General features: G+C 43.9%; 12 protein-coding genes. 11 read left to right on the top strand and 1 reads right to left on the bottom strand.

Annotated features, from left to right (window positions below; genetic code table 11):
- From A9239_RS03440 to A9239_RS03395, 10 genes are all read left to right on the top strand, one after another.
- A partial coding sequence (locus tag A9239_RS03440) for a bifunctional precorrin-2 dehydrogenase/sirohydrochlorin ferrochelatase (RefSeq protein ID WP_369815388.1) occupies positions 1-717 on the top strand: 717 nt, incomplete at its 5' end.
- Between the two features lie 358 nt (positions 718-1,075).
- A complete protein-coding gene (gene hemA, locus A9239_RS03435; protein WP_048120158.1) occupies positions 1,076-2,425 on the top strand; it encodes a glutamyl-tRNA reductase in 1,350 nt (449 codons plus the stop codon).
- Between the two features lie 89 nt (positions 2,426-2,514).
- The gene (hemB, locus tag A9239_RS03430) at positions 2,515-3,489 is read left to right on the top strand and encodes a porphobilinogen synthase (protein ID WP_048154395.1); all 975 of its coding nucleotides are present in this window, start codon (positions 2,515-2,517) and stop codon (positions 3,487-3,489) included.
- 469 nt (positions 3,490-3,958) lie between these two features.
- The gene (gene hemL / locus A9239_RS03425; protein ID WP_048120160.1) at positions 3,959-5,233 is read left to right on the top strand and encodes a glutamate-1-semialdehyde 2,1-aminomutase; all 1,275 of its coding nucleotides are present in this window, start codon (positions 3,959-3,961) and stop codon (positions 5,231-5,233) included.
- 48 nt (positions 5,234-5,281) lie between these two features.
- Complete coding sequence (gene hemC, locus A9239_RS03420) at positions 5,282-6,232, top strand: hydroxymethylbilane synthase (RefSeq protein ID WP_048120161.1); 951 nt, start codon at positions 5,282-5,284, stop codon at positions 6,230-6,232.
- Positions 6,233-6,297: 65 nt separating this feature from the next.
- Positions 6,298-7,203 (top strand): dihydroorotate dehydrogenase, encoded by a 906-nt coding sequence (locus A9239_RS03415; protein WP_048154392.1) that lies wholly within the window; start codon positions 6,298-6,300, stop codon positions 7,201-7,203.
- Positions 7,203-7,982, top strand: a complete 780-nt coding sequence (locus A9239_RS03410; RefSeq protein ID WP_048120164.1) for a dihydroorotate dehydrogenase electron transfer subunit — start codon at positions 7,203-7,205, stop codon at positions 7,980-7,982. The genes A9239_RS03415 and A9239_RS03410 overlap by 1 nt, the downstream gene beginning before the upstream one ends.
- Positions 7,983-8,055: 73 nt before the next feature.
- Positions 8,056-8,790, top strand: coding sequence for a fumarylacetoacetate hydrolase family protein (locus tag A9239_RS03405; protein ID WP_048154389.1), 735 nt, complete (start codon positions 8,056-8,058; stop codon positions 8,788-8,790).
- The gene (locus A9239_RS03400; protein ID WP_048120168.1) at positions 8,790-9,095 is read left to right on the top strand and encodes a hypothetical protein; all 306 of its coding nucleotides are present in this window, start codon (positions 8,790-8,792) and stop codon (positions 9,093-9,095) included. The genes A9239_RS03405 and A9239_RS03400 overlap by 1 nt, the downstream gene beginning before the upstream one ends.
- Positions 9,096-9,253: 158 nt before the next feature.
- Positions 9,254-10,969, top strand: coding sequence for a glutamate--tRNA ligase (locus A9239_RS03395; protein ID WP_048120170.1), 1,716 nt, complete (start codon positions 9,254-9,256; stop codon positions 10,967-10,969).
- A gap of 439 nt (positions 10,970-11,408) precedes the next feature.
- Here the strand turns inward: A9239_RS03395 and A9239_RS19305 are convergent, their stop codons facing one another.
- Positions 11,409-11,546, bottom strand: a complete 138-nt coding sequence (locus A9239_RS19305) for a hypothetical protein (RefSeq protein WP_176722096.1) — start codon at positions 11,544-11,546, stop codon at positions 11,409-11,411.
- 115 nt (positions 11,547-11,661) lie between these two features.
- Here A9239_RS19305 and A9239_RS03385 point away from each other — a divergent pair.
- On the top strand, positions 11,662-12,925 hold a 1,264-nt coding region (locus A9239_RS03385; protein WP_176722095.1), incomplete at its 3' end, for a PKD domain-containing protein.

Raw genomic sequence — 12,925 nt, 5'->3', positions numbered from 1 at the left:
ATAAGTCCAAATATTAAGATTTTTATTGCGAGGTTCCTGGCTATGGCTGAAACAAACAATTTTCTCCCGCTTATTCTTGACCTGTCTGGCAGGAAAATCGTTATCTTTGGGGGAGGCTCGGTTGGGGAACGCAAAGCCAAACTCTTTTCCGGCTGCGCAGATACCCTTGTTGCCAGCCTTGAATTCTCCCAGGGCCTGCAGGAGCTCGGAGCTTCAGGCCATGTGCGGCTTGTTCGGCTCGACTTACTTACGGCTTCGGATTCTGAGCTCAGGGAACTGATTTCAGGAGCTTTTCTTGTCATCCCTGCAACAAGCAATTTTGAACTTAACCAGGAGATCACTGCTATCGCACGGGAGAACGATATTTTGATTAATCAGGTAGACACTTTAGGTAGTGTCGTAATCCCATCAGTGATAAAAAGAGGAGACCTCGTAATCGGGATTTCCACTCTCGGTCACAGTCCTGCAGTCTCAAAATATACCCGCAGGCAGATCGAAGGCCTGGTTACTCCCGAATATTCCGATATGATCCGGCTTCAAGATGAACTGAGGAATTATCTCAAACAGCATGTGGCAGAACAGAGACAGAGAAAAGCAATTCTCTGGAAAGTCCTGGAAAGCGAAGCTGTCTGGAATGGATTTTCCGATTCTTATGAAAAAGCAGCTGAAAGGGCGTACGCGATAGTTTCAGGTTACCTTGATAATTCCAGTAGATAAGAGCCTGAAAGGAATCAAAGGGGCTGGACGGAAACTATAAACATTAAGAACCTTCAAAGTACTCTCAAAATCTCAGTACTCTCAAAATCTCAGTACTCTCAAAATCTCAGTACCTTCAAAATCTCAGTAATCTTAAAGTTTCAGTACCTTCAAAATCTCAGTACTCTCAAAATTTCAATGCTATATGAATCTCAAGACGACCTGAATCAAAATATTCTGCAAATGGAAGCTTTAAATAAAAATAATCTGTAAATAAAATTCGTTTGTGAAAAAAGGCTTAGGAGTTATGACAAAGTTTAATTTACAGCTCCTTATATTATTACTCTATTCCTGTATTCATTCTATCCGGAGGCTCTCTGTGACAGAAATCTCAAGTATGGTTATATCCCATAAGAAAGCAAAAGTTGAGGAAATGGAGTCCGCCTGGCACGGAGATCTGGACGGTCTGCTCCATAACTTGTATAATCATGAATATGTTCATGAATGCGTTGTCTTAAAAACTTGCAACCGTGTTGAAATTTATGTTGTTTCCCCCAGTAGCAGTATACTTTTCTCTTTTGCAAAGGAAATGGGAGCTTCCACCCATATTATTGACTTCTATGGGCATGATGAATCTCTTGAACACCTGCTCAGGCTTGCCGGCGGGCTTGAATCTATGATTGTTGGGGAAGACCAGATTCTGGGGCAGATAAAGGAACTCTATGCTTACTCCAAAAAAGCGGGAACGACCGGAAAAATCCTTGATACTGCTTTTGATAAAGCTATTCAGGTAGGAAAACGTATCCGCAACGAAACCCGAATCAATAAAGGTTCGGTGTCCATAGGTTCTGCGGCTGTGGATCTTGCAGAGGAAATTCTGAATGGGCTCACAGGAAAATCCGTGCTCGTGATAGGGGCAGGAGAAATAGGAGTTCTTGTAGCAAAGGCCCTGGCTGCAAAGGATATTGAGGCAATCTACATTGCTAACCGTACCTTCAAGAAAGCCGAAGAACTTGCCTATGAACTTGGAGGACACGCAGTTAAGCTCAATGATGTCCAGACTCAACTTAAAAACGCTGATGTTGTAATTAGTGGTACAGGTGCTCCTCATTACATTTTAACCCGGGAAATGGTTGAAACAGCCATAAAAGAACGAGATAAAACCCGTAAACTCCTCTTAATTGATATAGCAAATCCCAGGGACATCGAGGAATCAGTTGCTGAACTTGATAACGTGGAACTGTGCAATATTGACAATCTCAGGGTGATCAGTGAGAGAACGCTTAAAATGAGGAAAGAGGAAGCTAAAAAAGCCGAAGCTATAATTCAGGAAGAAATCAAGCTTTTAAACCTCCAGTATAAACGCCAGAGAGCCGATAAGATTATATCTGAACTTTACAAGCAAGTGTATGATGTAAGAATACGGGAGAGGGAAAAAGCCGTTAACAGGCTCTGTGCTTACCATACTATAGGGAAAATCGAAACTGATGTGCTTGATGACCTTACCCATTCCATCGCAAACAAAATTCTTGCCGAGCCCACCAAAGTTCTCCGCCAGGCCGCAGAGCTCGGAAACGACGAGTTCCTTGATGTAGTTTCAAGGGTCTTCTGCCTCGAAAAAGACACAGCAAAAGTGAAAAAAATGAAACCCAATTGTGAGATACTGTTGGAAAAAACGAAACCCGATTGCGAGAGTGCGACAGATCGGGTTTCTGAAAAAGGTAACTAATAAAAAAGAATCAGAAGCTGCAAAAATTCGCAGATAATTCACAGATAATTCGTAGATAATTCGCAGATAATTAGCAGAGAAGTGATCAAATGTTTCCAGATGTCAGGTTAAGACGATTGAGAAAAGGAAAGATCAGGAACCTTGTGCGTGAAACTACCTTATCCGTAGACGACCTGGTCCAGCCCATTTTTGTGAATGAGACTATTGATTCTGCTGTTGAAATTCCTTCCATGCCCGGAATATACAATATTCCTCTCTCTGAGGTTGTAAATGAGGCAAAAGAGATTGCAGAACTCGGGATTCCGGCAGTGATCATTTTCGGAGTGCCTGCATTCAAAGACGCGGAAGGCAGTTCTGCATATGGGGAAACCGATGTCGTTCAGGAAGCTGTCCGGAGAATCAAGGCCGAGCTTGGAGACGAACTTGTGGTGATTACAGATGTCTGCATGTGTGAATATACAAGCCATGGGCACTGCGGAATTGTTGATTTCGAAACGAAAGAAATCCTGAATGATCCCACCCTTGAGGTCATCGGAAAGATTGCAGTGAGCCATGCAAAGGCAGGTGCTGATATGGTGGCTCCGTCGTGTATGATGGATGGGATGGTAGAAGCCATTAGACATGCGCTTGACACTAACGGATTTGAGAATATTCCGATCATGTCCTATGCCGCAAAATATCATTCGTGTTTCTATGGGCCTTTCAGAGAAGCCGCAGAGTCAGGATATTCCTTCGGAGACCGTTCTACCTATCAAATGGACCCTGCAAACAGCGATGAGGCTATTAGAGAAGTAACTCTTGATGTGGCTGAAGGCGCAGATATACTAATTGTAAAGCCAGCTCTTCCTTACCTTGATATTGTCTACAGGGTCAAGGTGGATTATGGGATGCCAACGGCTGCATACAACGTAAGCGGAGAATATTCCATGATCAAAGCCGCCGCAGCTAATGGCTGGCTTGACGAAGAGAAAGCAATTTATGAGTCCCTCATCTCTATCAAAAGGGCAGGAGCCGATATCATCATTACCTACTTTGCAAAAGATGCTGCCCGCATGTTGAAGTAAGCACCTCTTTTTCAGGTGCTCCTTCTTTTCAGATTTGTTCCGTTTTTTCCTCTTCCACCTTTCCTGCCTTCAAAACTATTGCTGATTCCGTTTACACACCCAGCAAGTTCATTAATAACTGATTAATAGAGAGGGTCTCTGTTATAAGATAGAAAAGTAATACAGTAAGGTGTAAAACGCCTTAACTTTAAAGTGCAGATTAATATATAAAATCTATATAATATTAATTTAGTTCAACATAATTCGGTTCAGTATAAAACAGAATTCAGTTCAGTATAAATTCAGTTCTATGTGCAATTTAAGTTCAGTCAAGAGCTTAACTTAGAATTCATAACTTAACTCATAATCCAGAACTTAACTTAGAGTCCAGGACTTAACTTAGAATCCAGGACTTAACTTAACGTCCAGAACTTAACTTAAATTTAGGAATAACTGTTACAGATTTTCAGTCCAATCCGGTGAGATTTCCATGATATCTGAGGCAACACTTGAGAAATCCAGACAAATGTATGAGAAAGCAAAGACCTTTATTCCTGGTGGGGTAAGCAGCCCTGTACGCGCAATAAAACCCTACCCGTTCTATACGGCATCAGCTAACGGTTCAAAAATAAAGGATCTTGACGGGAACGAATACATCGATTACTGCCTGGCTTATGGCCCTGCTCTCCTTGGGCACAATCATCCTGTGATAAAAGAAGCTATTAAAGCCCAGCTCGACAAAGGCTGGCTCTACGGAACCCCTACCGAGCTTGAAGTAAACCTTGCCGAGAAAATTGCAGGGTATTATCCCAGTATCGATATGCTTCGCTTCGTATCTACGGGAACTGAATCCACGATGAGCGCTCTTCGACTTGCCCGTGGTTTTACGGGCAGAAACAAATTCATCAAAATTGAAGGCGGATTTCATGGGGCTCATGATGCAGTGCTGGTAAAAGCAGGTTCAGGAGCTACAACTCTCGGAGAACCTGATTCCCTGGGAATACCTGCAGATTTCACAAAATACACTTTGCAAGCTCCTTATAACGATATCGAAGCAATGACAGAGCTTGTGGAGAAAAACAGAGATGAGCTGGCCGCAGTCATTATAGAGCCCGTGCTCGGAAACATAGGTCCGATAACGCCCCTGCCCGGATACCTGGAAGAGCTCAGGAAGCTTACCCTGGAAAACGACGTGCTTCTTATCTTCGATGAGGTTATCACCGGATTCAGGCTCGCAATGGGAGGAGCACAGGAATACTTCGGGGTCGTTCCTGATATGACTACCCTTGGAAAGATTGTGGGTGGAGGGCTGCCTATAGGGGTTTTTGGAGGAAAGCGTGAAATCATGGAAATGATCTCGCCATCCGGCCCGGTCTACCAGGCAGGAACTTTCAGCGGAAGCCCGTGTTCCATGGCTGCGGGCATTGCAGTACTTGACTATCTGGAACAAGAAAGGATTCACGAAAAAGTTAATTCGAAAGGCGATTACATACGGTCTGTACTTACAGAAATTGTTGAAGATGAAGGGCTTGATTACAGTGTATGCGGAATTGCTTCAATGTTCAAGATTTTCTTTGGAGCCGAACCTCACAACTATCAGGAAGCCCTGAAGTGCGATAAGGAGGGTTACCTTGCTTTCTTCCACAGGATGCTTGCAAGCGGAATTTTCCTCCCTCCTTCACAGTTTGAAACCAACTTCGTCTCCGCAGCCCATAGCGATGAGGACATCGAAAAAACCCTTAAAGCATACACCGAAAATCTTTAAACGGATTTATTTTGAACGGATTTACATCTTTGAAAACGAGGATTCTATATGATTATAGGTACGCGGGGCAGCCAGCTTGCACTTGCCCAGGCCGAGACTGTTGCACGCCTTTTGAAAGTACAAGGCGTTGAAACCAGCTTGAAAATTATAAAAACCAGCGGAGACCGGTTTACTGACCGGCCTCTACACGCAGTATCAAGTGGAGTTGGAGCTTTTGTCAGGGAACTGGACGAAGTTATGCTTGAAGGAAAAATAGATATCGCTGTCCATTCCATGAAGGATATGCCAACGATTCGTCCACCGACACTTCCAACCGTAGCCGTTCTGAAGCGGGACACCCCATTTGATCTACTGCTGACTTATGATGGGACCCCTCTGGACGAGCTGCCCGAACAGTCCATTATAGGTACCAGTTCACTTCGGAGAGCAGCCCAGATCAAACGCTACAGGCCTGACCTTGTTACACAGGATTTAAGGGGCAATATTGATACAAGGCTCAGGAAGCTGAAAGAAGGGAAATATGACGGCATCCTGCTCGCTAAAGCGGGGCTTGAACGCATGGGCTGGGAACTTGAAGGAGAAATTCTTTCTCCTGATTTCTTCTGCCCCTCTCCCAATCAGGGTACTATTGCAGTTGTCACAAGAGCAGGCACTGAGGCTGAAGCTGCGGTTTCCATACTTGACCATACTGACAGCAGGATTGCCACCGAAATTGAGCGCATCCTAATTTCCGAACTTGGGGGAGGCTGCACTACTCCTATAGGTTCTTATGCCGAAATTATGCCTGACCGAAAAGAACTCCATGTGCGAGCTGAGGTCCTTTCCCTTGACGGTGAGGAAACTATCGGTATAAATGAATTTATCCCGATGGCAGGAGGCATTGAAAAAGCCAGGGAACTCGGGAGCAGTCTTGTACATATGGGCGGAAAGAAACTTGCTGATGAGGCGCTCCTGCAGCTTTCCGGAGATTCATGCGACTCAGATGATTTACACGAATAATCACTAAATGATAACACGAATGATTAATGCAAATGATATTCTAATGGGGCAGAAAGGAGCCAGCTATGTATACTCTTACCGGACTTAAACTGAAGAACCCAACCATTCTTGCAGCCGGGATACTGGGCACAACCGGCGCATCGCTTTGCAGGGTTGCACATGAAGGAGGAGCTGGGGCAGTTGTGACCAAATCCATAGGTCCTATACCTAAAACCGGGCATCCCAACCCAAGCATGGTCAAACTTGACTGTGGATTTTTGAATGCTATGGGACTTCCGAACCCTTCCTATCCCAGCTTTTTCCAGGAACTCGAAATTGCAAAAAAGGACTCCGGAGTCCCAGTAATCGCAAGCATCTTCGGCGGAAGTCCTGCTGAATTTAAGGAAGTTGCCAAGGGTCTGCTCCCTGCGAAACCCGATGCTTTTGAGCTAAATGTGAGCTGTCCTCATGCAGAAGGATACGGAGCAGCAGTTGGCTCTAACCCCTGCCTTGTGGAAGCAATTACGGCCGCAGTAAAAGATATAGTGAGTGTGCCTGTGTGGGTTAAGCTTACACCTAATGTTTCTGATATTACGTGCATAGGAAATGCAGCAGAAGCAGGGGGAGCAGATGCGGTTGTTGCAATTAATACCTTAAAAGGGATGGCTATAGATATAGAGTCAGGATATCCGGTCCTGGGGAACCGTTCAGGTGGGCTTTCAGGAAAAGCCGTCAAGCCTGTAGCTGTCAAATGTGTTTATGACCTTTATACTGCTCTGGAGATCCCTGTAATAGGGGTAGGGGGAGTATCTTCCTGGCAGGACGCGATAGAAATGATGATGGCAGGGGCTGCGGTTGTCCAGGTAGGATCGGCTGTTTACGACAGGCTTGATGTATTCTCCGAGATCAGTACAGGTATCGAAGCTTTTCTACAGAGGAAAGGCTATTCGGATGTAAAAGAATTAATAGGGCTTGCCCATGAGATGGTCTGATGCTTCCTCTTAATGCTACAATAGTACAGATAAATGAAGAATCTCCTGCGGTCAGAACTTTCTTCTTTGATTTCCAGTTTGAGACTATGAAACCCGGCCAGTTTGTAATGGTCTGGGTCAGGGGCGTGGACGAAGTACCCATGGGCCTCTCAAGTAAAAATTCCATAACTGTCCAGAAAGTGGGAGAGGCAACTTCAAAGCTTTTTGAGTTGAAAGAAGGAGATTCTTTCGGGCTCAGAGGACCTTTTGGAAATGGTTTTTCTCTGCCTTCGGAGGGAGAAAAAACTCTAGTTATTGCAGGTGGAGTTGGAGCTGCTCCCCTTGCTCCTTATGCCGAGGCAGCGCGGAGTGTAGGCTCGGAAGTTCATACAGTGCTTGGAGCGCGGAGTGCAGGCGACCTGCTTTTTGAAAAGCGCTTTGCAGAAGCAGGTGAGGTCTACATTTCTACGGATGACGGCTCAAAGGGAACAAAGGGTTTTGTGACTGATGTGCTCAATAGCCTCAACCTTTCGGTTTATGACAGAATTGCAGTCTGCGGGCCGGAGATTATGATATCTTCGGTTTTCAGGCTCCTTAAAGAGAGACAGGTTCTTGAAAAGTCTGAGTTCAGCCTTCAACGTTATTTCAAATGCGGTATAGGAGTCTGTGGGGCATGCTGTATAGACAAGTCCGGGCTCAGGGTTTGCAGGGACGGACCTGTGTTTTCAGGTGTGCAGCTCCTGGATTCCGAACTGGGAAAATATGCACGGGATGCCAGTGGGCGAAGAGTTAAAATTTAAGTTTGAATATATCCTTTAAAAAAATGAAGGAAAGCAAGCGAAAACATCCCAAAAAGCAGGAGAAGACCGAGGCATGATAGGAAGGTTCAGATCAGGAGATGAAATATTTTATGGAGATATCGAAAATGGGCGCGTGTATCCAAAAGGAGGGACTCCTGCCGGGATTTTTGACCTTTCAGAGCTTCGCGTCCTTCCTCCGGCGTCTCCCTCGAAAATTGTGTGTGTCGGCCTTAACTACCGGGATCATGCTGAAGAGCTGGACATGAAAGTCCCGGAAAACCCTGTGCTCTTTTTAAAGCCTCCGTCAGCTATTATAGGGCATGGGGACAAGATAATTTATCCGGCATCGAGCTCCAGAGTAGAACATGAAGCTGAACTCGCAGTCGTTATAGGCAAACGCTGTAAGAACATCTCAGCCTCAAAGGCCATAGATGTAATTGCAGGTTATACCTGCTTTAATGATGTGACCGCCCGTGACCTCCAGCAAAAAGATGGGCAATGGACAAGGGCAAAGAGCTTTGATACCTTTGCAGCTTTCGGGCCTTATCTTGCTTCTCCCGGCGAAGTTGATATTACGAATGCAAAGATTGCCTGCAGGGTAAATGGGGAAACCAGGCAGGCTTCCAGCACTTCAAACCTTCTTTTTGACATTCCTTATCTTATTGAATTTATCACCGAGATCATGACCCTGGAAGTAGGAGATGTCATTGCTACAGGAACTCCTCCTGGCGTTGGAGAACTTCAGCGTGGAGACATTGTGGAGGTTGAGATCCAGGGAATCGGAACACTTAGAAACGAGGTTGTCTGATGCTGCTTGAGCCTATCGGAAATGAACTTGAACTTACCGAGCGCCATCTTCTGGTGCTTAAGAAAGTGATTGAAGAAGCTCCTATTGGGATTCTGAAACTTTCAGAAGTCACCGGAATGCAGAACCATAAAGTGCGCTACTCGCTTAGAGTCCTTGAACAGGCTAACCTTATCAAGCCCTCTGCTCAGGGTGCCGTACCCGGAGATGCGGTTCCAAAATTCCTGAAGGAGTTTGATCTCGAGTTTAAGAAAATCAATGAGAAAGTATCCCGCATCCAGGAAATCGAAGCTTCCATTCCCAAGTAAAGGTTCCTGCATTCAAGAGAAGCTTTTCTGAAAGCTTTTTTCAGTTTTTGCAAGGAATTCCTCCGCTTCGGTGACTTTTTATAACTCTATTTACATGTTTTTTCCTCAATCATAATCACTCTAAATCATTGGATCCAGTTTATTTTTGGAGAAATTCTATGACTTTAAGTCCTGAAGATCTTAAGACAATTGAAAAATACGCCTATCAAAATGCTGTAAAATATGGGAAAGCCCCCCAACCCAAAGCTGTAATGGGCAAAGTAATGGGGGAGTGCCCTCAACTCAGATCCGACCCAAATGCAGTATCTGAGGCTCTTAAAGTTATTATTCCCGAGATTGCAAAGGGAAATCCTGAAACCTGGGAGGCAAAGCTTTCGGAAATTGCCCCTGAACTTATTGAAGCCCTTAGCGTAAAAAAGGAACCTGATAAAGGCTTAAAACCTCTTGAAGGAGCAGAAAATGGCAAGGTTGTAATGCGTTTTGCCCCGAATCCAAACGGGCCTGCAACCCTTGGCAGTGCAAGAGGCATGGTAGTTAATTCCGAATATGTGAAAATGTACGGAGGAAAATTTGTCCTGCGTTTCGATGATACCGATCCTGATATAAAACGACCTTTGCTTCAAGCTTATGACTGGTATCTTGATGACTTCAAATGGCTCGGGGTTGTGCCTGACCAGGTTGTCTATGCTTCTGATCATTTTCCTATGTATTACGATTACGCAAGAAAACTTATCGAGATGGGAAAGGCTTATGTCTGCTTCTGTAAAGGAGGAGATTTCAAGCGGTTTAAGGATGCAAAGCAGGCCTGCCCACACAGGGATACAAGCCCTGAAGAAAACCTTATGCACTGGGAGAAGATGCTTGCCGGGGAATATGAAGACCAGCAGGCAGTACTGAGGATCAAGACCGATATAAAGCACAAGGATCCTGCACTGAGGGACTGGGGAGCATTCAGGATAAGAAAGATGTCGCATCCCCGCCCTGAAATTGGGAACAAGTACATTGTCTGGCCACTTCTTGATTTTGCAGGGGCCATCGAAGACCACGAACTGGGAATGACCCATATCATCCGGGGTAAAGACCTTATAGACAGCGAAAAGCGGCAGGGTTATATCTACAAATACTTCGGCTGGAAATACCCGAGAACAACCAACTGGGGCAGGGTCAAGATCCACGAATTTGGAAAGTTCAGTACGAGTACCCTGAGAAAAGCTATTGAAGCAGGAGAATACAGCGGCTGGGATGACCCGAGGCTTCCAACAATTAGAGCAATCCGGCGCCGTGGAATCCAGGCCGAAGCTCTCAAGAAGTTCATGATAGAGATGGGAGTCGGAATGACTGACGTAAGCATAAGCATGGAGTCTCTCTACGCCGAAAACCGCAAAATCGTGGACCCTATTGCAAATCGCTATTTCTTTGTCTGGAATCCGGTAGAACTGGAAATTACGGATGCTGAACCGACAGTTGCTAAACTTCCTCTTCACCCTACTGACCATAAAAGAGGATTCAGAGAAATTGCTGTAGGAAATAAAGTACTTGTCTGCACGGAGGATGTCGAAAAGCTGGAAGTGGGCTCTATTATCCGCTTAAAAGATTTCTGCAATATAGAGATTACTTCTCTTTCCCCACTTCAGGCAAAACTCTCAGATGTTTCTCTTGAAGCCCTTAAAAAAGCAAAGGCAAAAATCATCCACTGGGTCCCACTTGACGGAATAAATGTGAAAGTACGCGGCCCCGAAGGCGATCTTAACGGTATCGGTGAGCAGGGGATTGCAACCGAGCTTGACAACATTGTACAGTTTGAGCGCTTCGGTTTTTGCAGGATAGATACCGTAAGTGAAGAAGAAATTGTGGCTTACTTTGCCCACAAATAATATGTCTAGAAGAAGGTGAACAGGAAACTGTTCTCTTCTCTTTTGCTCACTCTTTTTATTCATTTTTTCATTGTTCCTTATTTCTTATCTGAAAGTGTTTTCTTACCTGAAGTTGTTGATTTGATAGTTAAAAGTGAGCTCATCCGGCTTTTTGGTCATTTTTTAGAAAGATTTTAATTTTGTGATTTTCAGTAGCGTTCTCTATCTAATTTTTTGACTCTTTTAAAGCTCATTTGAAATTTTCAAAAGTTTTTCTTTTATCTTTTTTATACCGAAAAATTTTGCTATTTATGTACGGATTTACTGCAAACTTATTCTTCTTCTCAAAACAAATTTTCTAAAATTACACATTTTCCTAAATTTTTAACTTAAATAACAAAGTTTAAAAATGTATATATCTAAATTATTAACATTTTTTATATGAAAAATAAATTAAAGATTAAGGAGTAGGATAGGTGAAAATTAACAAAAAATCGTATTCAGTGGCCTTAGCATCAGCAGTTCTGATTTTATTTTTAATTCTGGTTTCATCTACGGCATCCGCAACTACTGAGCCAGGCGCTTCGCTCACTATCAATGAAACTCAGATAACCACCAGTGGATCAGCAGGGGTTCCTTCCATATATGGTGACAGAATAGTATGGACGGACTAGCGTAATGGGAACCGGGATGACGGACCCTTCAATATTTACATGTACAATATCTCCACTCAGAAGGAAACTCAAATTACTACCAGTGGATCAGCATGGGGTCCTTCTATATATGGTGACAGGATAGTATGGCGGGACTGGCATAATGGGTACCGAGATGATAACTCTTACGAGGAAGAATCTGATGTATACATGTACGATCTCTCCACTCACAAAGAGACTCGGATAACCAATAGAACAATATTTTTTGGTTACTTTTCCTTCGGGCCGTGTATCTCCGGGAACAGGATACTGTATGGTGGCACATATGATTATTGCATTTATGATATCTCCACTCAGAAGGAAACTCATATCGACGATATGCCAATATATCAGTTTGCTTTTTTCGGTAACATAATAGTGTATACATCTCATCTGGAGGGACGCCCGGGTAAGATCATAATGTACGATCTCTCCACTCAGAAGGTAACTCGGATTTCCAGCAGCGATTCAGCATTCAGTCCTGATATTGACAATAACATTATAGTGTGGGCAGATTGGCGCATGGGAGATGATGAAGATTACCACTCCGAGATCTACATGTATGATCTTTCCACTAAGAAGGAAACTCAAATTGCCAACGGATCAAAATTTTATTATGGTCCTGCAATCTCCAAGGACAGGATAGTTTGGCTGGGTGACCGATTTTACATGTATAACCTCTCAACTCAAGAGGAAACTCATACTAATAATACATCAATTAGTCTAGGATTTGATTTGTATGGTGATAAGATAGTGTGGTCGGATTGGGAAAATGAAAAACCCAATGTCTACATGGGTACTCTCACCAGTTCAAACCTGCCAACTGCTGCCTTCTCTGCATCTCCAACCTCAGGAAAAGCCCCAATGAAAGTGCAGTTTACTGACAAAAGTACCGGAACACCAACGAAATGGAAATGGGATTTTAGAGACGGAACAACTTCAACCAAACAGAATCCAACGCATAAGTATTCCAAAGTAGGAGTTTATACTGTTAAACTTACAGTAACAAATTCTGCAGGCAGCAACACAGTAACAAAAGCAGATTCTATAAAAGTTGTAACAAAACCCGTTGCTGCATTTTCTGTATCTCCTACTTCCGGAAGAGTTCCATTAAACGTTAAATTTACCGACACAAGTACAGGAACACCCACTAAATGGAAATGGGATTTTGGAGATGGATCAAAGTCATTCCACCAGAATCCAACGCATAAGTATTCAAAAGCAGGAGTTTATACTGTTAAACTTACAGTAACCAATGCAGCAGGCATTAACACAGCAACAAAAT

Source organism: Methanosarcina sp. A14, from assembly GCF_001729375.1.
Lineage (GTDB): Archaea > Halobacteriota > Methanosarcinia > Methanosarcinales > Methanosarcinaceae > Methanosarcina > Methanosarcina barkeri.
This window is presented reverse-complemented; position numbering and strand designations above follow the sequence as displayed.

Excerpts from the sequence above, each read along its gene's own strand:
- A9239_RS03395 (WP_048120170.1), top strand. The coding sequence starts at position 9,254 with ATGACTTTAAGTCCTGAAGATCTTAAGACAATTGAAAAATACGCCTAT.
- hemL (WP_048120160.1), top strand. The coding sequence starts at position 3,959 with ATGATATCTGAGGCAACACTTGAGAAATCCAGACAAATGTATGAGAAA.
- A9239_RS03415 (WP_048154392.1), top strand. The coding sequence starts at position 6,298 with ATGTATACTCTTACCGGACTTAAACTGAAGAACCCAACCATTCTTGCA.
- A9239_RS03400 (WP_048120168.1), top strand. The coding sequence starts at position 8,790 with ATGCTGCTTGAGCCTATCGGAAATGAACTTGAACTTACCGAGCGCCAT.
- A9239_RS03405 (WP_048154389.1), top strand. The coding sequence starts at position 8,056 with ATGATAGGAAGGTTCAGATCAGGAGATGAAATATTTTATGGAGATATC.
- A9239_RS03410 (WP_048120164.1), top strand. The coding sequence starts at position 7,203 with ATGCTTCCTCTTAATGCTACAATAGTACAGATAAATGAAGAATCTCCT.
- hemB (WP_048154395.1), top strand. The coding sequence starts at position 2,515 with ATGTTTCCAGATGTCAGGTTAAGACGATTGAGAAAAGGAAAGATCAGG.
- hemC (WP_048120161.1), top strand. The coding sequence starts at position 5,282 with ATGATTATAGGTACGCGGGGCAGCCAGCTTGCACTTGCCCAGGCCGAG.